Raw genomic sequence first — 26,673 nt, 5'->3', positions numbered from 1 at the left:
ACTGGAAGACTCCCGGTTGTTCATATGTTCGATGACCGTGCCACCGCGGTCGTGACGACCGGAGGCGTGCGTGCCCGCTGACGTCCCGTACCGGGATCCCCACCTGCCGATCGACGAGCGTGTCGACGACCTGCTGGCCCGGATGACCTTGCCGGAGAAGGTCGGGCAGATGCTTCAGCTCGACGCCCGGGGCGACGTGAAGGAGATCGTCAGCGAGAAGCTGGCGGGCTCGATCCTGCACACCTCACCGGCCAAGATGCTCGAGGCGATCGACCTGGTCGCCAAGACCCGGCTGCAGATCCCGCTGCTCACCGCCGAGGACGCGATCCACGGCCACTCGTTCTGGCCCGGCGCGACGATCTTCCCGACCCAGCTCGGCATGGCCGCGTCGTGGGACGCCGCCCTGATCGAGCGGGTCGCCCGGGTGACCGCCGTCGAGGTCGCCGCGACCGGCATCCACTGGACCTTCTCCCCCGTCCTGTGCATCACCCGTGACCTGCGGTGGGGCCGGGTCGACGAGACCTTCGGCGAAGACCCGTTCCTGATCGGCGAGCTCGGCTCGGCGATGATCCGCGGCTACCAGGGCGGCGGCCTCGACGACCCGACCGCCATCCTGGCCACGGCCAAGCACTTCGCCGGCTACTCCGAGACGCAGGGCGGGCGCGACGCCAGCGAGGCCGACCTGAGCCCACGCAAGCTGCGCTCCTGGTTCCTGCCGCCGTTCGAACGGGTCGCCCGCGAGGGCTGCCGCATCTTCATGCTCGGCTACCAGTCGATGGACGGCGTCCCGATCACGGCCAACAAGTGGCTGCTGAACGACGTACTGAAAGAGGAATGGGGCTTCACCGGCACGCTGGTGACCGACTGGGACAACGTCGGGCGCATGGTGTGGGAGCAGAAGGTCTGCGCGGACTACGCCGAGGCCGCCGCGGTCGCCGTCAAGGCCGGGAACGACCTGGTCATGGTCACCCCGGGCTTCTTCGAGGGCGCTCAGGAGGCGGTCGAACGCGGTCTGCTGCGCGAGGATGAGATCGACGGGGCCGTCCGGCGCATCCTGCGACTCAAGTTCGAGCTCGGGCTGTTCGAGAACCCGCGCGCGCCCGACCCGGCCCGCCAGCGTGAGGTGATCGGCGCGGCCGAGCACGCCGAGCTCAACCTCGAGGTGGCCCGCCGGTCGCTGGTGCTGCTGAAGAACGACGGCACCCTTCCGGTCGACCCGGCCGGCAAGTTCCGGCGCATCGCGGTCGTCGGCCCCAACGCCGACAGCGTCTCGGCCCAGCTCGGCGACTGGGCCGGCGACTCGGGCCAGGTCGACTGGCTGCCCGACGGCCACCCGCGCGAGCTGACCGAGACCGTGCTCGACGGCTTCCGCGCCGTCGCGCCCGAGAACTGGGTCATCGAGCACGCGCGGGGCGCCGAGATCGAGCGGCTGGTGCCCGACCCCGAGGGCGACACCTACCCCGACGGGCAGCCGCGCCCGCCGATCTCGCAGGGCGCGCCGGTCGACCACCACCTGATCGAGGTAGCGCGGGACAAGGCGGTCCGCGCCGACTACGCGGTCGTCGTCGTCGGTGACACCGTGAACCTGACCGGCGAGCACAAGTCGACCGCCACGCTCGAACTGCAGGGCGGCCAGATCGCGCTGCTCGACGCGATCGCGGCCACCAAGACCCCGATGATCGTCGTGCTGGTCAACTCGAAGCCGTCCGTGCTGCCGCCGTCGGCCCTGAACGCGTCGGCGATCATCCAGGCGTTCAACCCGGGCATGCGCGGCGGCCGGGCGATCGCCGAACTGGTCCTCGGCCACATCGAGCCGAGCGGGCGTCTGCCGCTGTCGGTGGCCCGCCACGTCGGTCAGCAGCCGGTCTACTACAACACCATCCGCGGCCAGCACGGCAGCCGCTACGCCGACCTCACGCAGGACCCGCTCTTCGCGTTCGGGGAAGGACTCAACTACACAACGTTGACGTACGAGGGTCTGGCCGTCAGCACTTCGTCGGTGTCCGCCGACGAGATCGTCCACGCCACGCTGACCCTGCACAACCGGGGCGACCGACCGGCCCTCGAAACGGTGCAGGCGTACATCAGCGACCTCGTCACGAGCGTGACCTGGGCGGGTCGCGAGCTGAAGGCGTACAAGCAGGTCTCTGTGCCGGCCGGGGAAAGTGTGACGGTCGAGATCGAGGTGCCGGCCTCGGCGTGCTCCCTGGTGACCGCCGACGGCCGCCGCGTCGTCGAACCGGGCGACTTCGAACTGCTGGTCGGGCCCAGCTCGCGCGAGCGTGACCTGCTGCGCGCGCCCTTCCGCATCACCGGCTGACGCCCGTCGCGACGATGCCGGCTGTTGACAGCGGCTGGCATCGTCGGGCGGGTGCCGATCTTCAAGCGCCGCCGGCTCCGTCGCCTCGCCGTCGCGACCGCCCTCTCCGTGGTCGCCGGCTGTCTTGTCTCGGCCGGCGCCGAGCTGTGGACCTGGAACACCTCGCGAGGCCACGTGTACGCCGAGGCCGACGTGCCCGCCGCCCCGGTGGCCCTGGTGCTCGGCGCGGAGGTGTACGCCGACGGATCACCCTCGCCGTTCCTGGCCGCGCGTCTCGACATCGCCCGGCGGCTGCTCGAAGCGGGCAAGGTCCGCGCGATCCTGGTCTCGGGCGACAACCGCTACTGGGACTACAACGAGCCCGGCTCGATGATGGTCTACCTGGCCGCCCGCGGCGTGCCGGCCCAGCAGGTCGCCCTCGACTACGCGGGCTTCGACACCTACGACTCGTGCGCGCGGGCCAAGCGCATCTTCGGCGTCGACCAGGCGATCGTCGTCACCCAGACCTACCACATCGACCGCGCGGTGGCGCTGTGCCGCACCCTCGGCATCGACGCCACCGGGGTCGGCGACGAGTCCGTGAAGATCTACGAGGAGCCGTGGCGCAACTCGGTCGTCCGGGAACGCGGCGCCGTCGTCAAGGCCCTGGCCGACACGGTCAGCCACCGCGACCCGGTCTTCCTGGGCCGTCAGGAGACCACGGTTCAAGAGGCGCTGGCCGCGAACTGAGGCCCCCCAAAGTGTCGTAGGCGATGCCTATGCTGACCGGCATGACCGCACCGCGGGAGTCAGTGTCGACAGCAACATCGCGCCGGCGGCGCCCCGAGCTCGACGCGATCCGGCTCGTGGTCGTGCTCGGCCTGGTGTTCTTCCACTCGGCGCTGGTCTTCGACGAACGCGACGACTTCTACGTCAAGAACGCCGAGACGACCGAGGCGGTGACCTGGGTCGCCGGGCTCGGGGTCGTGTGGGCGATGCCGGCGCTGTTCCTGATCGCGGGCCTCGGCTCGTGGCACTCGATCCAGCGGCGCGGCGCGCGAGGATTCGTCCGGGAAAGGCTTTTGCGCCTCGGGGTGCCGTTGCTCTTCGCGACGCTGACCATCGTGCCGGTGCCGCAGTGGTTGCGGTTGAAGGCGGCCGATCCCGGCTACGACGAGTCCTATCCGCGGTTCCTGCTGCGCTTTCTCGACGTCCACCTAGAACTGACCGACTTCCCGTTCCTGCTCGAGGGCGAACACTTCGAGACCGGTCACCTGTGGTTCGTGGTGCTGCTGCTGGCGTTCTCGCTGATGCTCGCGCCGCTGGCCGCCCGCGTGCCGGTGGAACGACTGTCGTGGCTTGCCCGGCGGGGCGTGTTCCTGGTGGTCCCGGCGCTGCTGTTGATGGTGATCAGCGCGCTGCTGGGCATGGAGGAGGCGTTCGCGGGCTGGAGCCGCTGGGCCTACCTGCTGTTCTTCGTCTTCGGCTTCGTCCTCGCCGCCGACGACCGCTTCCGAGCCGCGATGCGCCGCGACGCGAAGGTGGCCGCGGTGGCTGGGCTCGTGCTTTTCTGCGGCACCGGCCTCCTGCTGGGCAGCGCCGACGGCGAGCCGTTCACCGACATGACCGTCCACGCGATCGCGGCCCGCCTGGTCTTCGCCGCCGCCGGCTGGTGCTGGCTGGTCGCGATCCTCGGCCTGCTCGACCGTCCCGCTGCGCCCCCGCGGACCCAGCGGGACTCGGCCGACCCTCCGAGCGCCGAACCACGGAACCGCCCGGTGCTCGCCTACCTCGCCGCCGCGGCCCTGCCCCTTTACATCCTCCACCAGCCGATCGTCGTGGCCGTGGCCTACTTCGCCGTACGATGGCCGGCCCCGATGATCGTCAAATATCTGGCGATCGTCGCGCTGTCCTTCGCCATCATGTTCGCCGCTTACGACCTGTTGGTGCGCCGCACGCCGGTGACCCGCTTCCTGTTCGGCATGCGCTGAGCTCAGCCGCCCGCGGTGTCCTTCGGTCGCGATCTCGGCGGATAGCATTGGCCCTCGCCGTCCGGGGGAAGCTGCCATTTGTCGCCTCGAAGCTGGGCCGCCGTCTTGTCGAACGTGACGAGCAGCCCCCACCCGACCGTGCACGATCGCAGCTCGATCGCCGTCACCTTCGTCCCGGCCGGCCGCCCCAATTCGGCGGGGCAGTCCCAGCCCGGCTCGGGCTCCGAGGTCATCGACGAGATCCCCGGGCCGGGGACGAGCCGGAACCCGTTCGGTTCGACTGTCGCCTTCAGGAAGTCGACGCCGCCCTGAAGGTGATGCGTCCACGCGGCGGCTGGCCCACCGCAGGTGACCAAGTAATTCTCGTGCACGAAATGAACGTGTTCCAGCTTGACCCGGGCCGCCCGCTCCTCGAGCGTCGCCTCCGACCACCCGAAGGCTTGGCGGACGTCCGCGTTCTCGACGAACCCGGTCAGACGTTCCCGGTCGAACTCCACCTTCGCCGCCGCCGCGCCCGGCTGCACGACGCAGGCGGCCAGCACCACACCAGCAGCAGCGATCCGAACGGCGATCATCACCCGATCGTCGCACCCGGCAACGCCCTCCGGAGCCGAAACAGACCCCGAGACCAACAGCGACTCATCGCTGAGGTGGCACCGGCCAGATGTCGGTCAGAGAAGTCCCGGAGCTTCGGCCGGCAATCCCTCCGCACGCGCGACGTCGAGCATCCGCTTGTCGTAGGTGATCAGCGTGTCCAGCGAATCGCCCAGGAGCTGAGCGCTAGCCACATGTACGGCGTCGAGCGTCCGGAGCCCACCTCGGAGGTGAGCTGCCGCGTCGCGGATCTCTTCGGTCAGCAGGATCTCCGTGAAGCCCTGGACCAGGTCGCGCATGAGGTCGGGGTAGTCGCCGATGCGATCCATCGTGCGCACGGTCTCGACGAAACCGAGGGAGCTGGTGGCCATCGGCATCAACGGCCGGCTGTTCAGGAAGTCGCGCATTTCCTTGGCGTAGGTTCGCCTCGCCAGCAGCGTGACGAGTGCGGAGGCGTCGAGGTAGATCAACGATCGTCCTCGGCTCGAGCATCCAACAGCAAATCCAGCGGCGACACGTCGGCGGGAATGTCGTATGACGGCAGTCGGTCAAGATCTGCTGTCGTGGTGGCTTTGAGCCGGATCAGACCCTTGGCGACCAGCGGAGAGTAGCGGCTCAGACCGCTCGCACCGGGGAGCAGCACCGCGATGACCTTTCCGTGTCGAGTGACCTCGATCGTCTCGCCCTGCTCGACGCGGTTGAACATGGCACTGGGGTTATAGGAGAACTCTCGGACCGAGACCGAACTCATCGGCTGCCTCCTCAACGAAGTACCCACGCTGAAGAGATTGTACCTACAAAATGGTCGCGGAGAGACTCCGCTTGCCATAACCCCCATCATGCTGAATGACTATAGGCTCATGACTACCCTAAAGCGAACAGCGCGACGCCTCCGTCCGCCCATGACCCGCAGGCGCCAACGGGGCGGCGTTGCCAGTTGCAGAAGACGAAGCGGTGGACTGACTTCAGGCCGAACCACAGGGCTGGGTAGAACACCGCGGCGAAGCGGTTGCGTACGGAGACCGTTGTTGTCCGGGTGATCCGGGTGCCGGTGCCGGAGGGCTCCAGCTCGAACGTGTCGCCCAAGCTCTCGACGATGCCGCGGAAGCAGAGGTCGGTTTCCTCCATGTGGAACGACAAGCGGGCCGGCGGCTCCCACACGTCGATGCGCTGACGCACCACGCCCTGCTCGGAAACGCACTGCCGGGACGCTCCCACCGCCCCCTCGCCGTCCGGCAGCCGGCACTCGGTGGGCTGCGGTGTGCCGAGATAGAAGACCGGGCAGCGGGGCTTCAGCTCCATCGACGAGTCGCACAGCGCCGGCCACATGTCGTCGGGGCTTTGGGGCACGGTCCACCGAGTACGCACGATCATGACTCGAACCTGGTCCACCCCGGCGATACATCGATGAACGTAGACATCTGACGAACGCTGGGACAGAGTGGTCGACATGGGCAAGTCGACGAGACGTACGTTTCTGACGGTGTCCGCGGCGGCCGCGGCGGCGCCCCTGGTAGCGGGCGAGGCGGCCGCGGCGGCGAAAAGCGCGCCCAGCCGCGAGCTGCAGGCGATCCTGCGCGAGATCGACCCGAAGCGCGTCGAGGCCATCGTGCGCAAACTGGTCTCCTTCGGCACCCGGCACACGCTGTCCAGTCAGGACGATCCCGTCCGTGGCATCGGCGCCGCTCGCGACTGGATCCACGCCGAGTTGCAGCGGTACGCAGCCCGGTCCGCCGGCCGGATGACCGTTGAGCTGCAGTCCTTCGTCCAGCCCGTCTCGCCGCGCATCCCGGCCCCCACCACCATCACCAACGTGATCGCCACCCTCACCGGCAGCGTCACCCCCGACCGCGTCTACGTCGTGACCGGCCACTACGACTCGCGGGTCACCGACGTGATGGACGCCGTCAAGGACGCCCCGGGCGCCGACGACGACGCGTCCGGTGTCGCCGTGATCATGGAGTTGGCCCGGGTGTTCACGGTCCGCCGCCCCGAGTCGACGATCGTGTTCGCCGCGGTGGCCGGCGAGGAGCAGGGCCTCTACGGTTCCGACCACATGGCCCAGGCCTACCGTGATCGCAATGCCGACGTGCAGGCGATGTTCAGCAACGACATCGTCGGCACCGGCGACGCCCACGACGGCACCCGCCCCAGCAACCGCACCGTGCGGCTCTTCGTCGAGGGCGTGCCCACCTCGGAGACGGCGGCCGAGGCGAACACGCGCAAGAGCGTCGGCGGCGAGAACGACGGGCCGTCGCGCCAGCTCGGGCGGTTCGTCAAGGACGTCGAACCCGACGGCACCGACGTACGGGTCATCTGGCGGCGCGACCGTTACCTACGCGGCAGCGATCACATCTCGTTTCTGCTGCGCGGCTACCCCGCGGCCCGTTTCACCGAGCCCCGCGAGAACTTCGCCCACGAGCACCAGGACGTACGCGTCGAGAACGGCATCCAGTACGGCGACCTGCCCGAGTTCTGCGATTTCGCGTACATTGCCCGGGTTGCCCGCGTGAACGCGGCCACGCTCTGGTCGCTGTCGCAGGCGCCGGGCACCCCGAGGGGCGTGGTCATCGACACCACCCAGCTCACGAACGAGACGACCCTGCGCTGGCAACTCGGCACCGAGCCCGATCTGGCCGGTTACGAGGTGGTCTGGCGGGAGACGACCGCCCCCGACTGGCAGCATTCGAGGGCAGTCGGCAAGGTCAACACAGTCACCATCGACCTCTCCAAGGACAACGTCTTCTTCGGCGTACGCGCCGTCGACGCTCAGGGCAACCGCAGTCCGGCCGCAGCGCCCAAGCCGTCAAGCTGACCTCGGGGCTTTACGCACGGTGCGACGATGGTGACATGACCTTGGAGCACACGGTCCGGCTGCGCTTCGGCGACAGGTCGCGCGCCGCCGCGACGCATACCAACCTCTCCGCCGTACGCCTGGACGGGCCTGTCCTCTGGATCGCCGGTGACGAGACCGCCACCGTCGAGCGGCTGGTCGCCGACGATCCTCAGCAGCCGACCGAGTTCGGCGACGAGACGACCTTCCGCCTCGCCGACTACGTGACCCTGCCCGGCACCGACATCGAGGAGGAGGCCGACGTCGAAGGGCTGGCCCGGTCGGGGTCGTTCCTGTGGGCGATCGGCTCGCACAGCCTGCGCCGCAAGCAGATCAAGGACCGGCACGAGGGCGCGAGGGCGCTGCGCCGGCTGGCCCGCATCGAGGGTCAACAGAACAGGCAGATTCTCGTACGGCTCCCCGTCGCCGATGTCGATGGGCTGCCCACCCCGGTGCGCGAGCTCGAGATCGACGGGGAGAAGCACTACGCGGCGGCGCTCGGGGGCCGCGACGATCTCCGTCACCTGCTGCGCCGCGACGAGCACCTGGCGCCGTTCCTGCCGATCCCGGGCAAGGACAACGGGCTGGACATCGAGGGCATCGCGGTCAGCGACGGCCGGGTCTATCTTGGCCTGCGCGGGCCGGTGCTGCGGGGCTGGGCGTTCGTGCTCGAACTGCGCCCCTACATCGACCCCGACGAGCCCGACCGCCTGCGCCTGCACGAATTCGAGGACGGCTTCACCTACCGCAAGCACGTGCTCAAGCTCGACGGCCTCGGCGTGCGCGATCTGTGCCCCGACGGCGACGACCTGCTGATCCTGGCCGGCCCGACGATGGATCTGGACGGCCCGGTCCGCGTCTACCGCTGGCACGACGCCGTCCGATCTTCGATGCCCACCGTCGTCCGCGGCGACCTGATCAGCCGCGAGCTGGAGCTGAACTTCGGCGAGGGCGACGATCACGCCGAAGGCCTGAGCCGCTACGGCGAGGGCAAACTGCTGATCGTGTACGACAGCCCGGCCGCGGTGCGGCTCACCGACGACGACGCCGTCATCGCGGACGTCGTACGCCTGCCGTCTCGGTAACCGGCGAGCCGCGTGCGGGGTGATCGCTCAGTAGCCGGCGAGCCGCGGGCGGGGTGATCGCTCAGTAGCCGGCGAGCTGTGGGGCCAGGGCGATCGCGACGAAGCGGATCGAGCGGCCCAGCAGGCAGCCGGCCGCGAAGACCGCCGGACGCATGGGGGTGCGGCCGAGATACGGCCGTCACTCGATGGCGGCGATGTTCGCGGCCTCGCCGAGGTCGGGCTCCGGGGTGTCGAGGAACGCGCGCAGGACCTCGACCGCGACGTCCGGCGCAAGCCGCTTGAGGCTCATGGCCAGCACGTTCGCGTCGTTCCAGAGCCGCGCACCCGTGGCGATCCACGGGTCCCAGGCAACCGCTGCCCGCACACCGGGCACCTTGTTGGCCGCCATCGCCGTCCCGGTGCCGGTCCAGCACATGACCACGCCGTAGTCGGCGCGCCTGTCCACGACGGCCCGCCCGACGAAGCGCCCGAGATCGGGCCAGTCTGGCGAACCGTCCGGCCGGACGATCTCGTGCCCATCCTCGGTCAGGGCGGCCACGATCGCCCGGGTCGTCTCGTTCTCGTCGTCGCTGGCGAACGCTATCCGCATGTCCGCAGCGTAAGCAGTGCTGGGCCCGTTCACCGGCGGATCCAGCACCACCGGTGTCGCCCAGCACTCCCGACGGCATCGGCCGTTGTGAATCACCCGCCGTCGCGAAAGAATCGCTTGGCGCCACACGCCAAGAAGGATGGGAGTGTTGCACTGGTGGGCAGGTCGACAGACGGTGTGGGGCTACGGTCGGCTCGGCCGTCAGAGGCCGAGCGGCTCAGCGAGCTGGTCATGCGGTCCAAGGCTGTGTGGGGGTACGACGATGCGGTTCTGGACGCCTGCCGAGAACAGCTGCGGATCCGGCCCGGCGACGTCATCCAGCGGCGCACCGTGGTCGCCGAGCGGAGCGGGACACTGCTGGGTGTGGCCACCCTGGACGGCGACCCGCCGGACGGCGAGCTCGGACTGCTGTTCGTCGAGCCGGACGAGATGCGCCAGGGCGTGGGCCGCGCCCTGTACCGGCACGTACTGGCCGAGGCCGGCCGGCTCGGGTTCCGCCGCCTCGCCATTGACGCCGACCCGCACGCGGTGCCGTTCTACCGGGCCGTGAGCGCCGAGCCGGTGCCCCTGGCCGGACCGCCCCCCGCCGGACCAGTTACAGAGGATGCGCTGGTCCGGCTGCAGGCGTGGCCCCCGGCCCGCGAGCCGTCGTGGTCGGCGGCCTGGGACGGCGGCGCACAGCCGGTTATTGTGGGCAACGCCGCCGAGTTCAACGGCCAGTTCGGCCGGAGCGTTCGCGGCCCCGACCACTACTCGTGCTTGGCCGCCTTCTGCGCCACCCGCCCGGCGATGGTCCTGCTTCCGATGCCCGTCGAGGGCTGGTGGATCGAGCATGTGGGCGCCGTGCTCGGCTGGGAAGGGGTAGAGGTGCACAGCGGGCTTGCCGGCGATGCCCGAATGTGCGTCGCCGTCGGCTCTCGGCCAGACCTGCTGTGCCGCATCGCCGCCGATCGCTCACGGGCGCTGCCGTGGGGCTGGACAGCTGAGTTCGCGGCGATCGCGCCGGGCTCGCGTGACGCGCTGCAAGCCGTGCGGCGCTACGAGTCCAAGCGCCATGCGCACACCCTCTTCCGTGCGCTGGCTGACGGACATCCACGGATTACCGTGTCCGCGCAGCGGCCACTGGGCTCGCCTCGGGCGCTGGCGCGGGAACTGGCCGGGGGACGCCGGGTGGTACTCAAGCGCGAGTACGGCGTCGGCGGGGCTGGCACCCTGATCGTGTCCGGGGACACTCCGGGGCTGCGCCCGCTGCTGCGGCGCTGGGCTCGCGACGGGGCGCTGGTGGAGGAGTACGTTGAGGGTGACGAGAGCCACCGCGACGTCACCTTCGACGCCGTCATCGCCACCGACGGCTGGGTGCATCCGGTGGGCGCCGGACTCATGCACGTCGACGGGACCGCCTACCGCGGCGTCACCGTTGGCCCTGGTGTATTGCCTGACGTGGTTGCCCGTGCTGCGGCTGCGTTCGGCACCGCCGTGGGCCGCGTCCTGGCCGCAGACGGCTACCACGGCTGGTTCGACGTCGACTTCGTTGCCACCGCGTCGGGCCGTCTCGCGCCGACCGAGATCAACCTTCGCCTCACCGGGCCGGCCGTAGCGTTCCATGTGCAGGCCACCCTCGACCGCCGGTGGGGCGGCCGGCACGTCGTGCGGACCGCAGACCGGCTGCCGCTAGGCGCCCGCCTGCCCTCCGCTGCGCTGCGGGAGCACGTCAGCGACCTCGTCCTGCGGTGCCAGGGCCTCGGTGCCACGCTGCTGGTCACCATCCCGACGGCCGCGTTCGACGCCGCGCCCTATCTCGGGGTGGCCATCGCCGCCCGGACGGCCGTGGCTGCGGCCGAGGCCGAGGCCGCCGTGCGGCAGGCCAACGCGGCCCTCGGTGGCCTGTTCCAGGACCCTGCGCTCAATCCGCCCGTCGACGGCTGACCGCGAAGGCGGCCAGCACCGCCGCGGCCAGCATCAGCGTGACGTTGAAGCCGTAGACGAGCGCCGCCTGGCGGGGCCAGTCGGTCTTGGTGGCCAGACGGTAGAGGTTGTCCTGCGGCCACCACGCCACCAGCAGCCACACGATCGCCAGATGCGCGAGCCCGGTCCATCCGGGCGAGCGCCCGAGCCGCGCCAGCGGCACCCGGCCCAGGAGCAGGAACGCGACGCCGATTCCGAACGACAGGCACTCGGCCAAGTAGAGGGCCCGAAACAGCCCGGCCCACGGAGAGGGCACCCCACCCAGGTCGGTCGAGCCCGGCCACAGGTGGCCGGTGAGCAACAGAGCGGCAACCGTGCCGAACACGACCAGAAGGAACGCGCCCACTGCGTGCCCGGTCAGGCTGGCCGCCGCAACGCCGTGCTTACCGACGGCCGCCGCCGGTAGGGGCGGCAGCGGCAGCGCGGCGTGGTCCACCACGCCGGACGCGGACCGGGGCAACGCCCGCATGGGGATCACCGCGCCCGGGATCGACTCAGCCGGCAGACGCGCCTCAGCCAGAAAACTCCTGATCTGCTCGGGCGTAGCGTCGTCGGTCTCGACGTACGCGATCAGGATGTCGCCAGACGGTCCAGTGGGGACGCTCAAGATGGCGCATCCACGCACCAGCGGATGACGAAGCAGCACAGTCTCGACATCGTCGTGCCCCATGCCCAGTCCTCCACACGATTTCCGCTGATCGATGCCCGTCTACCATATCCGGATCTCGATCAGCCCGTGGTCGACCCGTCACCGGCCGAAGCGTCCAGCACAACCCCAAGGCTGCGGCCACCGCCGGCACGGCCGGAAGGTGTCCGGAAGCCCCCAGCTGCACGGGATAGAGGCGGGACTACCAGCGACGATGTCTCTTGTGGGCGAACCCGCTGACCCCGCGTACGCCCTGGGGGTGGCCGCCGCGGCCCTCGGCTTCCCGGCCGATCGGCTGCCTGAGGCGTCGACGCCGCGCCGGAACACTGCCAGCTCGCGCTCAGCCTGCTGCGCGCCGCCGACGACGAGCGCGACGCCGGACGGGCCGAAACCGCGGACGAGGCCGAACGCCAAGGCCGCTCTCACTCGCGGACGGCCAGCAGGGTCACCGGCGGGCGGCGGGTGGCCGACCACGACGTGATCAGGCTGGTCAGGCCGGTGACGGTCAGTCCGACGGCGGCGACCGCGCCGATCAGCGGCCACGGCAGGTCGAGCGTCGCGGCGCCGGTCACGGCCGAGGTCGTGGAGAGCACGGCGATGAAGGCAGCGGCGGCGGCCAGGCCACCCAGCAGCAGCGCCGCGCCGGTCACCGCGTACGCCTCGAGCAGCGCGGCCCGGACGACCTGCCCGCGGGTCAGCCCGGTCACGCGGGCCTCGGCGAACTCGCGCCGCCGGGTGGCCGCGCCGATCACGACCGCGTTGACCACGCCGAGCAGGGCATAGAGACCGCCCAGGCCGAGCACGATCAGCATGATGCGGTCGTTGGTCGAGCTGCGGTCGGCGGCGTCGGCGCGCAGCCACTCGTCGAGGCTCGACACCTTCCCGATCCGTGACAGGCCATCCCGTACGGCCGCGGGGTCGGCCCCCGGGGCCAGCGAGACGAATGACCGCGCAGCCGCGTCGTCGAGTTGGCCGGCGGGCACCAGGCCGGGTGGCAGCAGCAGGCTCGCGCCACCGGTCATGGTCTCGGGCACCGACGCCACCACGGGCAGCGAGCCGAGGTCGCTCTCGGGCAGCCGCACCCGCACCTCGCCGCGTTTCGGCACCTCGCCGCCGGGCCCGGCCGCCACGGCACGCCCCTGCAGTGACACCGCCGTACCGTGCACAGCGGCGTACGCCGTGGGGTCGATCACCAGGGCGGTCACCGTCTCGGTCTCTCGTTCGTCGCCGGAACCGGTGGTCAGCTCGGCCGGCAGCGACAGCTCGGTCGACGCGCGTGCGACGCCCGGCACCTTCGCGATCGCCGGCCCGACCGGACCGGTCGCCTCGATCACCAGGTCAGCGTGGGTCGAGCGGGCCAGCTCGTCGATGCCGCTGGCGGTGAACGACGCGCCGGCGCCGGTGTTGCCGACCACGAGCGCGACCAGCACGATCAGCGGCGCGGCGACCGAGGCCGACCGTCGCCGGGCGTCGCGCAGACTGGCCCGGGCCAGCGACGACGGCACCCCGCCGCCGAACGGCATGAGCCGGGCGAGCAACGGCACCAGCAGCGGAGCGAACGCCACCACGGCCACCGCGGCGGGCATCGCCACGTTCATCGCCATCGCCTGACCACCGGCCGGGCCGCCGTGCGGCGCCACGATGACCAGCGCCAGCGCGCCACCGAAGAACAGCAGCCCGGCGATCCAGCGCCCGGCCGTCATCACCCGGGCCGCCGGACCGCTCTCGCGCAGCGCCTCCAGCGGCCGCACCCGCGCGGCGCGCCGGGCGGCGACCAGCACCCCGGCCACGGCGAGCACGACGCCCGTGCCTACGGAGACTCCGAGAATCCACATGCGCCACTGCCCGGCGAAACCCTCGGGCACGAACTCGAAGCGGCGCATCAGCCACGCCTGCACGGCCATCACCCCGAGCCCGGCCGGAACGCCTAGACCCGCGCCGGCCAGGCCGAGCAGCAGCGCCTCGCCCAGCAGCAGGCGGCGCACCTGGCCACGGCTGCCGCCCACCAGGCGAAGCAGGGCCAGGTCGCGGCGGCGCTGGTCGACGGTGAACGCGAACGTCGAGCTGATGATGAAACCGGCCAGGAAGACCGCCCCGCCGAGGACGACGCCGAGCATCGCGACCGCGGCGCTCGTGCCGTCGGCGAACTGCAGGCGGGCGGCGGCGCTGAGACCGGCCGGCGGGTCGAGGGTGGCCGCCGTGATGAGCAGCAGCAGGGACGACTGCACCAGCGCCACCCCGAGGGTGACGGAGAGCAGCGCGCCGACGAAGAGGGTCCAGCGTTCGGCCAGGCCGGCCCGGCTCATGCCCAGCATCTCAACGCTCCCAGGCGGCGAGCCGGTCGGCGACCTCACGCGCGCCCGCCCCGGCGAGCCGGTCGACCACCCGGCCGTCGCGCAGGAAGACGACCGCGTCGGCGTGGGCCGCCGCGCCCGGGTCGTGGGTGACCATGACGATGCTCTGACCGGCGTCGGCCATCGCGCGCATCAGGCCGAGGACCGTACGGGCGGCGGTGGAGTCGAGCGCGCCGGTGGGTTCGTCGGCGAAGAGCACCTCAGGTCTGGTCACCATAGCGCGGGCGATCGCCACCCGCTGCTGCTGCCCACCGGAGAGCTCGCGCGGCTTGTGCCGGGCCCGGTCGGCCAGACCCACGGCGTCGAGAGTGGAGCGAACGATCGAGCGGGACGGGCGGCTGCCGGCCAGCCGCAGCGGCAGGGCCACATTCTGCTCGGCGGTGAGGGCTCCGATGAGGTTGAAGCTCTGGAACACGAAACCGATGCGGGTGCGGCGCAGCGCGGTCAGATCGGCGTCGCCGGCCCCGGTGAGGTCGGTGTCGCCCAGCATCACCCGACCGGTGTCGACCCGTTCGAGACCGGCCGCGCAGTGCAGCAGCGTGGACTTGCCGGAGCCGGAGGGGCCCATCACGGCCGTCCAGCCGCCGCGCGGGAACTCGAGGGTCACGTCGTCGACGGCGCGGACCGCCGCCGGGCCCCGGCCGAAGACCCGGCTCACCCCGTGCAGCGTCACGGCCGCCGCGGCCCGTGTCATCGTCGTCGTCATGACCAGAACGCTATTCAGCCGCGGGCTCAGTGTCGGTAAAGCCAGCCAGCCGGTTCAGGGTGGTGCTGGCACTACCTAGACAGGCTTCCAACCGAGGGCGGGACCGAGATGGCCGGCGATGTCGGTGAGGATCTGCACGTAGTCGGGGTGTTCGAAGCTGAACGGCAGCGCGAACGCCACCTCGTCGACCTGCTGGAACGCGGCGTGAGCGAGCAACTGTTCGGCGATCTCGGCCGAGCTGCCGACGTAGTCGCGGGAGAAGAGCATGCGGGCGGGGCCTTGGGGCTCGGTCGTGCGGGGAGTGCGCTTGTCGACGTAGGCCCGGTATTTGGCCTTCTGCTCGGGGGTCGCCGAATCGGTCGGGATGACGACGAGGCCCTGGGACACGCGCGCATGCTCGCGGTCGGGGTGGTGGGCGCGGAACGTGCGGATGTGCGACGACTGGATCTCGGCGAAGTCGCCGGACTCCTCGGCCTTGACGACGCTGCTGGTCAGGAAGTTCATGCCGTGCTCGCCGGCCCATTGCGCCGACCGCAGGCTGGCTCCGCCGTACCACATCCGCTTGATCAGGCCCGGTGAGTGCGGCTCGACCCGGTCGGAGAAGACCTCGACGACGCCCTGTGCACCGCTGAGGTCGCTGGCCTTGTCGCCCCGGACGAAACCGAGCAGCCGCTCGACCCGGTGGTAGCTGAAGTCTTCGGTGGTGTCGGGGTAGAGGGCTTCCTTGACGGCGTCGTAGTTCATCGGCAGGCCCACGCTCAGCCCCGGGTTGAGCCGCCCGCCCGACAGCACGTCGACGGTCGCCAGGTCTTCGGCGAGACGCAACGGGTTCTCCCACCCGAGCGGGATCACCGCCGTGCCCAGTTCGATCCTCGACGTACGCTGCGTGGCCGCGGCCAGCACGGCGACCGGCGACGAGATGCCGTACTGAAGGTGCCGGTGACGCACCCAGGCACTGTCGAACCCCAGGTCCTCCCCCAGCTTGATGATCTCGAGGGTGGATTCGTGGCCCGGCCGGGGATCGTCGGAGTCGAACAGCCCGATGGTCAGGAAGCCCAGTTTCCGCAGCGGTCGCGACGTCACCCGTTCACCCTGTCACGAACGGCGGCCACCGCGGACGTGATCTCTACCGCTGCGTGGCCACCACCCCCGTCTCGTAAGCGATGATCACAAGTTGCGCCCGGTCACGTGCGTCGAGCTTCTTGAGCAGGCGGCTGATGTGGGTCTTGACCGTCCCCACCCCGACGAACAGCTTCTGTGCGATCTCGGTGTTGCTCAGGCCCCGCGCGATCAGGATCAGCACCTCTTTCTCCCGCTCGGTGACGGACCTCAGGCCCGAACCGCTCTCCTCGGCGAACTTGGCGATCAGCCGCCGCGCCGCCCGCGACGCCGGCAGCGCCTCGCCGGACGCCACCGCACGGATCCCGGCCAGCAGCTCGGCCGCCGTCGCGGCCTTGATCAGGAAGCCGCTGGCCCCGGCCAGCAACGCGCCGTAGACGTATTCGTCGAGGTCGAACGTCGTCAGGATGAGAACCCGCGACGACGACTCGGCGCAGATCTGGCGGGTCGCCTCGATGCCGTCCATCTCGGGCATGCGGATGTCCATCAGCACGACGTCGGGCCGCAACTCGCGGACCAGCCGCACCGCCTCGGCGCCGGTGGCGGCCTCGCCGGCCACGATGAGATCGGACGACGACTCGAGCAACGTGCGGAAGCTTTCCCGGATGAGGGCGTGATCGTCGGCGAGCAGGACGGACGTCATCGGCCCTCCAAAGGAATCTCGGCGACCACCCGGTAGCCGCCCTCGGCCTGCGGACCGGTGGTCAGGGTGCCGCCGTACATCGACACGCGCTCGCGCATGCCGACCAGCCCGTGCCCACCACCGCCGCGCCCGTCGTCGTTCACCTCGATGCGCACGGCGTCGTCATCGGCCCGGACCGTCACGTGGCAGCCCGCGGCGTTCGCATGCTTCAGCACGTTGGTGAGCGCCTCCTGAACGATGCGGTAAACGGTGAGGTCGAGAGCGGGCGGCAGGGCGTAGACGCCGTCGACGACCATCTCGACCCGCATGCCCGAGGACCGCAGCCGCTCGGCCAGACTGCCCAGATCGGCCGTTCCGGGCGCGGGGGCCAGCTCACCCGCCGGATCGCCGCGCTCGTCGTCGTCATAGTCGCGCAGCACGCCGAGCAGCCGCCGGGTCTCGGCGAGCGCCGCCCGGCTGGTCTCCTCGATGGTCGTCAGGGCGGCTCGCGCCTCGGCCGGGCGATCGTCGGCGACATGGTTGGCGATGGTGGCCTTCAAAGCGATCAGTCCTAGGCTGTGACCCACGATGTCGTGCAGTTCCCGGGCGATGCGCAGCCGCTCGGCGGAGACCGCCCGGCGCGCGAGCTCGTCGCGGACCGCGCGCCGCCACCGGACGACGCGGCCGGTCACCCAGGCGGCCGTCACGATGACGGCGGTCATGCCGGACTCGACCTGCCACCACAGTGGAGCCTCGCTGGCCGGGGAGTCGGCCGGAGAGATGCCGGCGTGGTGATAGAGCCAGGGGATCGTGCTCACCGGGACGGCCACCGTGGCGGCCAGGGCGAGCGCCGAGACCACCTGACCGGTCGCCGTGGCCGCCGAATAGAGAGCGATCGCGGCCGGGACGAAGGCCACCCAGATGACGCCGGGGCCGACGACCCCGAAGGCCGTCGCCGCCGCCGTGGCGAGAAGGACCCCACCGAGAACCGGGAGCGGCCACCGGCGACGGATCGCGATCGGGAGCGCCGCGGCGGCCGCGGCCAGCCACACCACCCACGTCGGGCCGGTGAAGGCCGGACCGGGCGGGTCGAGGGTGGCGAAGGCGGCCAGCAACGTCAGCCCGAGGGCTGCCGTCAGGTCCACGATGGCGCTGATTCTCACGCACCCCACGCTATCGGCGCGGCGGCCGCTGCGCGTCTGACCCTGGTATGACGACAGCGACCGCATCGCCGGTGAAACATCGTCGGCATGATTTCGGTGCGAGACCTGACCAAGACCTACGGGTCGACAAGAGCACTCGACGGCCTGTCGTTCGACGCCCGCCCAGGCGTGGTGACCGGCTTCCTCGGCGCCAACGGCGCGGGCAAGTCCACTGCCCTGCGCATCCTCCTGGCCCTGCACCACGCCGACTCGGGCGAGGCGCTGATCGACGGCCGGCGCTACGACCAGATCGACCGTCCACTCCACACGGTCGGCGCGGTGCTCGACGCCGGTGCCGCCCACCCGGGGCGCACGGCCTTCCACCATCTCGCCTGCCTGGCCCGCAGCAACCGCATCGACCGTTCCCGCGTGACCACGGTCCTGAGCCAGACCGGCCTGGCCGACGTGGCTCACAAGCGGGTCGGCGGGTTCTCGCTCGGCATGCGGCAACGCCTCGGCCTGGCCGCAGCCCTGCTCGGCGACCCGTCCGTGCTCGTCCTCGACGAGCCCGTCAACGGCCTCGACGCGGCGGGCATCCGGTGGATCCGTTCGACCCTGCGCGCGCTGGCCGCCGAGGGCCGCACAGTTCTGCTCTCCAGCCACCTGATGTCCGAGGCCGCGCTCACCGTCGACCACGTGTTGATCATCGGCGAGGGCCGGCTCCTGGCCGAGACCTCGGTGGCGGCCCTACCCCGATCCCTCGAAGACTTCTACCTGACCATGACGGGCGAGGTGGCGGCATGAGCACCGATGTGATGGCCGCCGAGTGGCTGAAGTTGCGCACGGTGCGGTCGACCTCCGCCTTCCTGGTCGCGGCCGCCGCGGCCACGCTGCTCGGCATGACGCTGCTGTTCCTGCTGATCCAGGCGTTCGACGCGGCGACCACGGCCGAGCAGGCGAATTTCGAGACGGCCGACCCGACGGTGGTCATCATGCCGTTCGTCATGTTCTTCATCGGGGCCATCGGCGCTCTGTCGATCACCGGCTCGCCCGATCCCGGCCTGCTCGCGGTTCCTCACCGGCGGCTGCTACTTGCCTCCAAGGCCGCGGTCAGCGGCGCGATCGGCTTGCTCGCGGGCGGTGCCTTCGCGCTGCTCTCCTTCATCGGCGCGAGGCTGCTGCTGGGCGATCGTCCGCCGCCCCTCAACCCCTGGCCCGAGTGGACAGATGCCCTGCCGACCATCGGCTGCACCGCCCTGGTCGTCGCGGTCACGAGCGTTGTCGGTGTCGGCTTGGGCGCTGTCCTGCGGTCGACGGCCGCGACCCTGCTGACCCTCGGTGGACTGATCCTGGTCGCGCCGACCCTGGCCCACTTCCTGCCGACGGTCTGGCATCTGCGGCTGGCCACGGTTCTCCTGCCCAACCTGACACCCCAGATCACGGGCGCCGACCATCCCTATCTGCTGTCCCGCCCGGGTGCGGTTGTCGTGCTGGCCGGCTACATGATCGTCGCGCTCGTGGCCGGTGCTCTCGCCCTCGGACGCCGCGATGTGTCATGACGGAGAATCGGCGCGGCCGGATCGGTCAGCCAGCCCGTCGGGCCAGGTGAACGACGATGTCAGCGTTGATGTCGACGGTTTCCGGCAGCACCTCGCGGATGCGGGCATAGACCTGCTCGCGCGTCGAGGGCGGCAGCTCGAGATAGGCCGAGACCGTGGAGAGGTGGCCCACGAAGTCGTCGGCGGCCATCGTGAGGCGGCGCTCGATCGTGAACTGGCGGACGTCGGTGAACCGCTCGTCGTTCTCGAGTTCCGTGCCGGGCCACTGCATCGCCTGCTCGGGCGGGGTGCCATCGGGCGAGGGGAAATCGTCACCGGCCAGGAACGGGGCACGGGCTGTCCGCACGGCGTCGTCGATCGTGGGGTCGGCGAGCTGGACCGGGCCGCCGAAGTTGGTGAACACGCCGCCCGGCTCGACGAGCGCGGCCATGCGGTCCCATCTCCCCTCGGGCCTCGTCCAGTGCAGCGCGGCCGCCGAATAGACCAGGCCGTAGCTGTTCCCGGTCGGCAGGTCTTCGAAGGCGGCCCGCTCGGTGCGGACCTCCGCCGGGACGTGCTCGCGCAATTCGGCGAGCATGTCCGGGTCGGGGTCGGTCGCGGTGATCGCGATTCCCCGGCCGGCGAACAGGCGGGTGGCCTTGCCCGTACCCGCGCCGATCTCGAGGGCGGTGTGCACCGGACGGCCCGCATAGGCGATCACCGCTTCGAAGAGCTCCTCGGGATAGCCCCGGCGATACCGCTCGTACGCCTCGGCCATGGCCCCGAAGCTCAATGCGCGTTCAGACACACCACCGATCCTCACACGTCCGCGTTCTCAGGTCGCGGGGTTTTCCACGAGCGAGACCACCTCGTCGGTGGTGCGGACGTCGCCGTAAGTGCGGTAGATCGTGTAGAGCGTCGCGTTGTGGTCCTCGTCGCGGCGGGCCGAGTTGGCGTCCGCGACCATCACGACCCGGAAGCCCAGCGTGCCCGCGTCCCGCGCCGACGCCTCGCAGCAGACGTTGGTCACCGTTCCGGTGATCAAGACCGTGTCGATGCCGCGCTCCGTCAACAGTTCGGGCAGCGGCGAGAAGCCCGGGAAGAACGCGCTGGTCGCCGTCTTCTCCACGATCAGGTCGGCGTCGCTCACCTCGAACTCGTGCCACAGCCGTTCCCTCAGCGACCCCTCACCGCCGCTGTTCGCGAAGACCTTCGCGTGTTCCACGCCGAAGAACTCCTCATCGACCGGCGTCGGCTCGGTCGCGCCCGGCAACACCCACACCACGGTGCCCCCGGCCGCCCGCAAGCTGCCGGCCAGTCGCGAGATGTTCGGGACGATCCCGAACGTGTATTCGTTCTCCTTCACGAAGAACGGCACCATGTCGACGACCACGAGCGCCGTCCGCTGCGGCACCAGACTCGTGAACGCGTGCCGCCGGCCCCGCCGTGATTCCTGGCGGTCGTACTCGCGCTGTTCGATTCGCCAGGCGTGGGTTCTGCGCTCCATCGCGCGAAGCTACCGCACTTACAGGCGCGGACCCGCGCTCAAACGTAGTCGCACTGCGGGTTCGGCCTCGACGTCACGTCGATGATGTCGTCGAGCCGGTCACGGGCGATGATCAGTTCGGCGATCTGGTTGTTGATCCGGTCCCGTTCCGCGGCGAGCCGTTCCCGCGACTCCGGCGTGCTCACCTGGGCGTCCACACACGGCAGCAGCTCGGCGATCGTCCTGCTGGACAGGCCCGCGCCGTACAACTGCTGGATCAGCCGCACCCGGTTGACCGCCGCGTCCCCATAGAGCCGCTGCCCGCTCTGACTCCGCGTCGAGGCCAGCAGACCCTGCTCCTCGTAGTACCGCAGCGCCCGCACACTCACCCGAGCCCTGGTCGCCAGGTCCCCGATCCGCACAGTGACCCCCCTCGCAACACTTGCCTCTGACGTCAACGTGAGGTTTTAGTCTAGCGGCATGCAGATCAAAGGCACGAAAGCTCTCGTCACCGGCGCCAACCGTGGCCTCGGCAAGGCGTTCGCCGAGGCTCTCCTCGCCCGCGGGGCCGACACGGTCTACGCCACCGCGCGCCGCCCCGAGCGCATCGACATCCCCGGCGTCGTCCCCCTCCAGCTCGACATCACCGACCCGGCGTCCGTCGCAGCCGCGGCGGCCGAGGTGGGCGACCTCGACATCCTCGTCAACAACGCGGGCATCTCCACGAACGCTCCCCTGCTCGGCCCGTCCGTCGAGAACATCCGCCGCGAGTTCGACACGAACTTCTGGGGCACCCTCGACGTCACCCGCGCCTTCGCGCCCAAACTCGCCGGCGGCGCCATCCTCAACGTCATCTCGGCGCTGAGCTGGTACGCCTTCGCCCCGGCCAGCAACGGCTACGCCGCCTCCAAAGCCGCGGAATGGTCTCTCACCAACGGCATCCGGCTCGAGCTGACCGACCAGAAGACCCAGGTCACCGCGCTGGCCCTGGCCATCGCCGACACCGACATGATGGCCGGGTACGACATCCCGAAGCTCCCGCCGCACGAGGTGGTCGCCATCGCCCTGGACGGCCTGGAAGCGGGCAAGCTCGAGGTCATCGCCGACGCTCCCACCGCCAACGTCAAGGCCTCCCTGTCCCGCGACCCCGCCCTCTTCTACGCCGACATCCCCGGCGCCCTCTTCAGCTGATACGACTGACAGAAAAGAGGGCGAGTACGGTCGGCGCATGATGATCTCGGGGAGTGCGCTGGTCACCGGGGGTTCGCGGGGGCTGGGGGCGCATCTGTGCCGGCGCCTGGCCGCCGATGGGCTCGCGGTGGCGGTGAACTATCGGTCCGACGCCGACGGGGCCTCGCGGGTGGTGACCGACATCGAGGCGGCCGGTGGGCGGGCCGTCGCGTTTCAGGCCGACGTGACCGACGAGGATGACGTCGCCCGCCTGGCCGCCGAGATCGAGCAGACCCTGGGGCCCGTACGGGTTGTGGTCGCCAACGCTACCGGGCCGCAGCCCGCGGCCAAGGCCGAGAACACCACCTGGCAGGACCATCTCGACCAGCTCGTGTTCTTCGTGAAGAGCCCCACCCTGCTGCTGCACGCCACGCTCCCCCACATGCGGCGGCTCGGTGGCGGGCGCTTCATCCACATCGGCTCCGACATGGTCGAGCGGGCACTGCCGGGCTGGTCGGCCTACAACGCGGCCAAGGGCGCCCAGCTCGTGCTGGCCCGCACCTGGGCGCGCGAGCTGGGCGTGCACGGCGTGACCGTGAACGTGGTCGCGCCGGGCTGGATCCCGGTCGAGCGGCACGGGGAGATCACCGAGGAGAACAGCGCCGACTACGTGGCCGACGTGCCGCTGGGACGGCTCGGCACGCCGCAGGAGATCGCCGACGTGGTGTCGTTCGTGGCGTCGGATGCCGCCCGCTTCGTGACCGGCGAACGGATCACGGTCAACGGTGGTCACACCATCGACTAGGCCGGGCCGACGAGATGGGAAAGCCGCCGCTGGGCGGGGCCTGAAGCAGGCCCGCCCAAGCGGCGGCTCTCAAGCGCTCAGGCTCCGCGGAGGGTGGCTCCGAAGCGGGCGGCGACCGCGGTGACGGCGGCGTCGCGCGCGGCCAGGGTCTCCTCGGTGGTGAGCGTGCGGTCGGGGGCGCGGAAGGTCAGCTTGTAGGCGAGGGACTTCTTGTCCTCACCGAGCTGGTCCGACTCGTACAGGTCGAACAGCGACACCGTCTCGAGCAGGTCCCCGGCGCCACCCGCGAGCACCAACGAGACGTCGGCCGCCGGCACACCCCGGTCGACGATCAGGGCGACGTCGATCAGGGCGGGCGGGAACGACGAGATCCGCTTCGCCTGGGTGACCGGGGGCAGCGGCACCGCGTCCAGGTCGAGCTCCATCGCGCTGGTGCGCTTGGGCAGCTCGAACGCCGACACGACGGCCGGGTGCAGTTCGCCCGCGTGGCCGACCACTGTGCCGTCGACGGCGATCGCCGCGCACCGGCCGGGGTGCCACGGGGCCAGCTCGGCCGCGGCCACGCTGACCCGGGCGGGGTCGATGCCGGCCGCGGACAGCGCGATCCGCGCCGCCTCGATCGCGTCGGCCCACGAAGCCGGGCGGCCCGGGCCCCACCAGCCGGCCGGGTCGGCGTCGCCGGTGAGCACGACCGCGAGGTGCCACGGCTGGGCCGGCACGATCGTGTTCGCCTCGGCCCACTCCTCGTCGGTCGGGGCGCGGTCGACGCCCATCGCCGGCGGCGCGGTCGACGCCAGGCGCGGCAGGAACACCGTGCCCGTCTCGAACAGCGCCAGGTCTCGACGACCTCGTCCGAGGTTGCGCTTGAGCGTGCCGAGCAGCGGCGCCAGCAGCGACGTACGCAGCAGCGGGTCGGTCTCGGAGAGCGGGTTAGTCAGGCGTACGGCGCTGCGCCGCGGGTCGTCGGCCGGGTAGCCGAGCTGGTCAGCGGCCGTGGGCGCCACGAACGGGTAGGACAGCACTTCGACGTACCCGTTTTCGGCCAGCGCCCGGCCCACCGAGCGACGGCGGCGCTGCGACGGCGTGAGGCCGCTGCCCCCGCGGGCGGGCGGCAGGATCGACGGGATGTCGTTGTACCCGCCGAGCCGTGCGACCTCTTCGACCAGGTCGATCGGCGCGAGCAGGTCGGGGCGCCAGGACGGCGGGGTGACCGCGAGCGGGTCGACGCCGGTGACCGTGCACCCGACCCGGCCGAGCAGCTCGGTGACCTGGTCGGAGTTGTAGGCCAGGCCGATGCGCCGGGTGGGCAGGCCCGGGTCGAGTTCGATCGTCGCGGGGGCGACCACGTGGTCGATGTCGAGGACGCGGTCGTCGACGGTGCCACCGGCGTGCTCGGTCAGGATCCGCACGGCCCGTTCGAGGGCGACCAGGGTGAGCTGGGGGTCGACGCCGCGCTCCCAGCGCTTGGCGGCCTCGCTGAACAGCTTGTGGCGGCGGGCCGTGCGGCCGACCATGACGGCGTCCCAGTGCGCCGCCTCGAGCAGCACGTCGACCGTGTCGGGCTGCCACTCGCTGGTCTCGCCGCCCATGACCGCGGCGAGCGAGATCGGGCCGGTGTCGTCGCAGATCACCATGTCCTCGGCGTCGAGCACGCGGGCCACGCCGTCGAGCGTGGTCAGCTTCTCGCCGGGCCGGGCGCGGCGCACGACCAGGCCGCCGCTGAGCCGGTTCAGGTCGAAGACGTGCATCGGCTGGCCGAGTTCGAGCATCAGGTAGTTCGTGATGTCGACCGGCAGCGAGATCGAGCGGATGCCGGACGCGACGAGGCGCTCCCGCATCCAGGCCGGCGACGCGGCGTTCGGGTCGATGCCGCGCACCACACGGGCCGAGAAGCGGTCACACCCGACCGTGTCCTCGACATTCACCGCGTACGGCGGGGTCGCGGTCGCGCCGGGGGCGGAGACGAGCGTGGCCGGGTCGGTGTAGGCGGCGCTGAAGGCGTACGAAAGCTCGCGGGCCAGGCCGCGAAGGCTCATCTCGTAACCGCGGTCGGGCGTGATCTCGACCTCGACCAGCACGTCGGCCAGACCGACCACGGGACGCGCGTCGTCACCGGGGGCGGCCGCGTCGGCCGGCAGCACGATGATGCCGTCGTGCTCGTCGCCCAGGCCGAGTTCGGCGGCCGAGCAGATCATGCCGTTCGACTGGCGCCCGTACGTCTTCCGCGCGCCGATCGTGAAGCCGCCGGGGAGCTCGCCGCCCGGCAGGATGACCGCGACCAGGTCGCCCTCGCTGAAGTTGCGGGCGCCGCAGACGATCTCCTGGGGCGCGTCGCGGCCGACGTCGACGGTGGTGAAGCGGATCGGCTTCTTGAAACCGGTCAGCTCCTCGATGGTCAGCACGCGGCCGACGACCAGGTCACCCTTGACGGTGGCGCCCTGGTCGACGATCGACTCGACCTCCATGCCGAGGTTGGTCAGCGCTTCGTCGAGCTGATCGGCGGTGAGGCCGGCGGGCAGCTCGACGTAGTCACGCAGCCATGACAGTGACGTCTTCATGCTCGTCAGACCTCCATTCCGAAGTTCGTGGTGAAGCGAACGTCGCCCTCGACCATGTCGCGCATGTCGCTGACGCCGTTGCGGAACATCAGGGTGCGCTCGACGCCCATGCCGAACGCGAAGCCCGAATAACGCTCGGGGTCGATGCCGCAGGCGGTCAGCACCCGCGGGTTGACCATGCCGCAGCCGCCCCACTCGACCCAGCGCGGGCCGTCGCGGTGCTGCGCGAACCAGACGTCGAACTCGGCCGACGGCTCGGTGAACGGGAAGTAGTGCGGCCGCCAGCGGGTGCGCGCGTCGGGGCCGAACATCGCCTTGGCGAAGTGGTCGAGCGTGCCCCGCAGGTGGGCCATCGTGATGCCCTCGTCGACGACCAGGCCTTCGAGCTGGTGGAAGACCGGGCTGTGGGTGGCGTCGAGCTCGTCCGAACGGTAGGCGCGCCCGGGGCTGACCACATAGATCGGCGGCGTGCGGGTGAGCATCGTGCGCACCTGGCCCGGCGAGGTGTGGGTGCGCATGACCAGACCGGGCACGTCGACGTAGAACGTGTCCATCGACCCGCGGACGGCGTTGTCGGGCCCGATGTTCAAGGCGTCGAAGTTGGCCCACTCGAGCTCGAGTTCGGGGCCCTCGACGATGTCGTAGCCCATGCCGGAGAACAGGTCGCCCATGTGCTCCATCAGCGTGGTCAGCGGGTGCCGGGCGCCGCGGGGACGACGGTCCCAGGGCAGGGTGACGTCGACGCGCTCCTCGACCAGCACCTTGGCGGCGCGCTCGATCTCGAGCTCGGCCAGGCGGGAGTCGTACGCCCCCTGGACGGACTGGCGGGCGAGGTTGACCCGCTTGCCGGCGTCGGACTTGGCGGCCGGCGGCAGCGAACCGATCTCGCGCCGGGCCAGCGAGACGGGGGCTCGATCGCCGAGGTGCGCGGGCTTCAGCGCGGCCAGGGCGTCGAGGTCGGAGGCGCTGTCGAAGGCCTTGCGCGCCTCGTCGACGGCGGCTTCGAGAGCGGCCGGGTCGAGCAGGGCAGCCTGCTTCGGATCGTAAGGATCGTTGCGGTAGGACATGGTCGGGCGAACTCCCTCTGGTAGCCACCGGGCAGTCTACGGAGGCGCGGCGCGGCCGCAGCCCGCCGGTCAGGGGATGTCGCCCAGGAGGAAGCTAGCCGGAT

General features: G+C 70.9%; 25 protein-coding genes and 1 pseudogene. 10 read left to right on the top strand and 16 right to left on the bottom strand.

The annotated features are described in order from the left end of the window. Window positions 1-70 precede the first annotated feature (70 nt). The 3 genes from EER30_RS26170 to EER30_RS26160 are packed head-to-tail and all read left to right on the top strand — an operon-like array spanning window position 71 to window position 4,290. Complete coding sequence (locus tag EER30_RS26170; RefSeq protein ID WP_127503243.1) at window positions 71-2,320, top strand: exo-beta-d-1,3/1,6-glucosidase; 2,250 nt, start codon at window positions 71-73, stop codon at window positions 2,318-2,320. 57 nt (window positions 2,321-2,377) lie between these two features. Beyond that, complete coding sequence (locus tag EER30_RS26165) at window positions 2,378-3,049, top strand: SanA/YdcF family protein (protein WP_432417568.1); 672 nt, start codon at window positions 2,378-2,380, stop codon at window positions 3,047-3,049. A 41-nt stretch (window positions 3,050-3,090) separates the two neighbouring features. After that, window positions 3,091-4,290 carry an acyltransferase family protein gene (locus EER30_RS26160; RefSeq protein WP_127503241.1) on the top strand — a complete coding sequence of 400 codons (1,200 nt, stop codon included), beginning with the start codon at window positions 3,091-3,093 and terminating at the stop codon, window positions 4,288-4,290. Window positions 4,291-4,292: 2 nt separating this feature from the next. Here EER30_RS26160 and EER30_RS26155 read toward each other — a convergent pair whose 3' ends face one another. The 4 genes from EER30_RS26155 to EER30_RS26140 form a co-directional block, all read right to left on the bottom strand. Then, complete coding sequence (locus EER30_RS26155) at window positions 4,293-4,865, bottom strand: hypothetical protein (RefSeq protein ID WP_127503240.1); 573 nt, start codon at window positions 4,863-4,865, stop codon at window positions 4,293-4,295. Window positions 4,866-4,961: 96 nt separating this feature from the next. Further along, on the bottom strand, window positions 4,962-5,354 hold the full coding sequence (locus EER30_RS26150) for a type II toxin-antitoxin system VapC family toxin (protein ID WP_127503239.1): 393 nt from the start codon (window positions 5,352-5,354) through the stop codon (window positions 4,962-4,964). Further along, window positions 5,351-5,635, bottom strand: coding sequence for a type II toxin-antitoxin system Phd/YefM family antitoxin (locus EER30_RS26145; protein ID WP_127503238.1), 285 nt, complete (start codon window positions 5,633-5,635; stop codon window positions 5,351-5,353). The genes EER30_RS26150 and EER30_RS26145 overlap by 4 nt, the downstream gene beginning before the upstream one ends. A 113-nt stretch (window positions 5,636-5,748) precedes the next feature. Beyond that, window positions 5,749-6,258 (bottom strand): SRPBCC family protein, encoded by a 510-nt coding sequence (locus EER30_RS26140; protein ID WP_164842484.1) that lies wholly within the window; start codon window positions 6,256-6,258, stop codon window positions 5,749-5,751. 76 nt (window positions 6,259-6,334) lie between these two features. On the opposite strand from EER30_RS26140, the gene EER30_RS26135 reads away from it, so the two are divergent. Both EER30_RS26135 and EER30_RS26130 read left to right on the top strand, forming a co-directional pair. Beyond that, a complete protein-coding gene (locus tag EER30_RS26135; protein ID WP_127503236.1) occupies window positions 6,335-7,699 on the top strand; it encodes a M20/M25/M40 family metallo-hydrolase in 1,365 nt (454 codons plus the stop codon). 35 nt (window positions 7,700-7,734) lie between these two features. Next, on the top strand, window positions 7,735-8,802 hold the full coding sequence (locus EER30_RS26130) for a DUF3616 domain-containing protein (protein ID WP_127503235.1): 1,068 nt from the start codon (window positions 7,735-7,737) through the stop codon (window positions 8,800-8,802). Between the two features lie 178 nt (window positions 8,803-8,980). Here the strand turns inward: EER30_RS26130 and EER30_RS26125 are convergent, their stop codons facing one another. Continuing rightward, complete coding sequence (locus tag EER30_RS26125) at window positions 8,981-9,391, bottom strand: RpiB/LacA/LacB family sugar-phosphate isomerase (RefSeq protein ID WP_127503234.1); 411 nt, start codon at window positions 9,389-9,391, stop codon at window positions 8,981-8,983. A 231-nt stretch (window positions 9,392-9,622) separates the two neighbouring features. Here EER30_RS26125 and EER30_RS48030 point away from each other — a divergent pair, with 231 nt between their 5' ends. Next, on the top strand, window positions 9,623-11,317 hold the full coding sequence (locus tag EER30_RS48030) for a GNAT family N-acetyltransferase (RefSeq protein ID WP_205650416.1): 1,695 nt from the start codon (window positions 9,623-9,625) through the stop codon (window positions 11,315-11,317). Here the strand turns inward: EER30_RS48030 and EER30_RS26115 are convergent. The 6 genes from EER30_RS26115 to EER30_RS26090 all read right to left on the bottom strand — a co-directional run bounded on the left by EER30_RS26115 (window position 11,295) and on the right by EER30_RS26090 (window position 17,966). Next, a complete protein-coding gene (locus tag EER30_RS26115; RefSeq protein ID WP_127503233.1) occupies window positions 11,295-12,026 on the bottom strand; it encodes an AMP-binding enzyme in 732 nt (243 codons plus the stop codon). The two genes, EER30_RS48030 and EER30_RS26115, sit on opposite strands and share 23 nt — an antisense overlap. A 398-nt stretch (window positions 12,027-12,424) precedes the next feature. Beyond that, the gene (locus EER30_RS26110) at window positions 12,425-14,317 is read right to left on the bottom strand and encodes an FtsX-like permease family protein (RefSeq protein ID WP_127503232.1); all 1,893 of its coding nucleotides are present in this window, start codon (window positions 14,315-14,317) and stop codon (window positions 12,425-12,427) included. A gap of 1 nt (window position 14,318) precedes the next feature. Next, window positions 14,319-15,062: an ABC transporter ATP-binding protein gene (locus EER30_RS26105; protein ID WP_164842483.1), complete on the bottom strand. Its 744-nt coding sequence runs from the start codon at window positions 15,060-15,062 to the stop codon at window positions 14,319-14,321. A 75-nt stretch (window positions 15,063-15,137) separates the two neighbouring features. Next, on the bottom strand, window positions 15,138-16,145 hold the full coding sequence (locus EER30_RS26100; RefSeq protein ID WP_127503231.1) for an LLM class flavin-dependent oxidoreductase: 1,008 nt from the start codon (window positions 16,143-16,145) through the stop codon (window positions 15,138-15,140). A gap of 43 nt (window positions 16,146-16,188) precedes the next feature. Further along, window positions 16,189-16,824 carry a response regulator transcription factor gene (locus EER30_RS26095; RefSeq protein WP_127503230.1) on the bottom strand — a complete coding sequence of 212 codons (636 nt, stop codon included), beginning with the start codon at window positions 16,822-16,824 and terminating at the stop codon, window positions 16,189-16,191. Continuing rightward, window positions 16,821-17,966 (bottom strand): sensor histidine kinase, encoded by a 1,146-nt coding sequence (locus EER30_RS26090; RefSeq protein WP_164842482.1) that lies wholly within the window; start codon window positions 17,964-17,966, stop codon window positions 16,821-16,823. Before EER30_RS26090 ends, EER30_RS26095 begins: the two co-directional genes overlap by 4 nt. A gap of 87 nt (window positions 17,967-18,053) precedes the next feature. Between EER30_RS26090 and EER30_RS26085 the strand changes: the two are divergent. Further along, a pseudogene (locus tag EER30_RS26085) lies at window positions 18,054-18,677 on the top strand (ATP-binding cassette domain-containing protein); the annotation flags it as partial. Window positions 18,678-18,745: 68 nt separating this feature from the next. Beyond that, a complete protein-coding gene (locus EER30_RS26080) occupies window positions 18,746-19,504 on the top strand; it encodes an ABC transporter permease (protein ID WP_127503227.1) in 759 nt (252 codons plus the stop codon). A 25-nt stretch (window positions 19,505-19,529) separates the two neighbouring features. Here the strand turns inward: EER30_RS26080 and EER30_RS26075 are convergent, their stop codons facing one another. The 3 genes from EER30_RS26075 to EER30_RS26065 are packed head-to-tail and all read right to left on the bottom strand — an operon-like array spanning window position 19,530 to window position 21,391. Continuing rightward, the gene (locus EER30_RS26075) at window positions 19,530-20,291 is read right to left on the bottom strand and encodes a class I SAM-dependent methyltransferase (RefSeq protein ID WP_127503226.1); all 762 of its coding nucleotides are present in this window, start codon (window positions 20,289-20,291) and stop codon (window positions 19,530-19,532) included. A 27-nt stretch (window positions 20,292-20,318) separates the two neighbouring features. Further along, complete coding sequence (locus EER30_RS26070) at window positions 20,319-20,990, bottom strand: cysteine hydrolase family protein (protein ID WP_127503225.1); 672 nt, start codon at window positions 20,988-20,990, stop codon at window positions 20,319-20,321. Between the two features lie 38 nt (window positions 20,991-21,028). After that, window positions 21,029-21,391 carry a MerR family transcriptional regulator gene (locus EER30_RS26065; RefSeq protein ID WP_127503224.1) on the bottom strand — a complete coding sequence of 121 codons (363 nt, stop codon included), beginning with the start codon at window positions 21,389-21,391 and terminating at the stop codon, window positions 21,029-21,031. Between the two features lie 58 nt (window positions 21,392-21,449). Here EER30_RS26065 and EER30_RS26060 point away from each other — a divergent pair, with 58 nt between their 5' ends. Then, window positions 21,450-22,160 carry an SDR family oxidoreductase gene (locus tag EER30_RS26060; protein ID WP_127503223.1) on the top strand — a complete coding sequence of 237 codons (711 nt, stop codon included), beginning with the start codon at window positions 21,450-21,452 and terminating at the stop codon, window positions 22,158-22,160. Window positions 22,161-22,197: 37 nt separating this feature from the next. Continuing rightward, the gene (locus EER30_RS26055) at window positions 22,198-22,944 is read left to right on the top strand and encodes an SDR family oxidoreductase (protein WP_127503222.1); all 747 of its coding nucleotides are present in this window, start codon (window positions 22,198-22,200) and stop codon (window positions 22,942-22,944) included. A 77-nt stretch (window positions 22,945-23,021) separates the two neighbouring features. On the opposite strand, the gene pheT is transcribed toward EER30_RS26055, so the two are convergent. Both pheT and pheS read right to left on the bottom strand, forming a co-directional pair. Then, the gene (gene pheT / locus EER30_RS26050) at window positions 23,022-25,502 is read right to left on the bottom strand and encodes a phenylalanine--tRNA ligase subunit beta (RefSeq protein ID WP_127503221.1); all 2,481 of its coding nucleotides are present in this window, start codon (window positions 25,500-25,502) and stop codon (window positions 23,022-23,024) included. A gap of 5 nt (window positions 25,503-25,507) precedes the next feature. Next, window positions 25,508-26,569 (bottom strand): phenylalanine--tRNA ligase subunit alpha, encoded by a 1,062-nt coding sequence (gene pheS / locus EER30_RS26045; protein ID WP_127503220.1) that lies wholly within the window; start codon window positions 26,567-26,569, stop codon window positions 25,508-25,510. Between the last annotated feature and the right edge of the window lie 104 nt (window positions 26,570-26,673).

It is taken from the genome of Actinoplanes solisilvae, assembly GCF_003999975.1.
GTDB lineage: Bacteria > Actinomycetota > Actinomycetes > Mycobacteriales > Micromonosporaceae > Actinoplanes > Actinoplanes solisilvae.
Note: the sequence above shows the minus strand (reverse complement) of the source record. Positions and strands in the feature narration are given on the sequence as shown.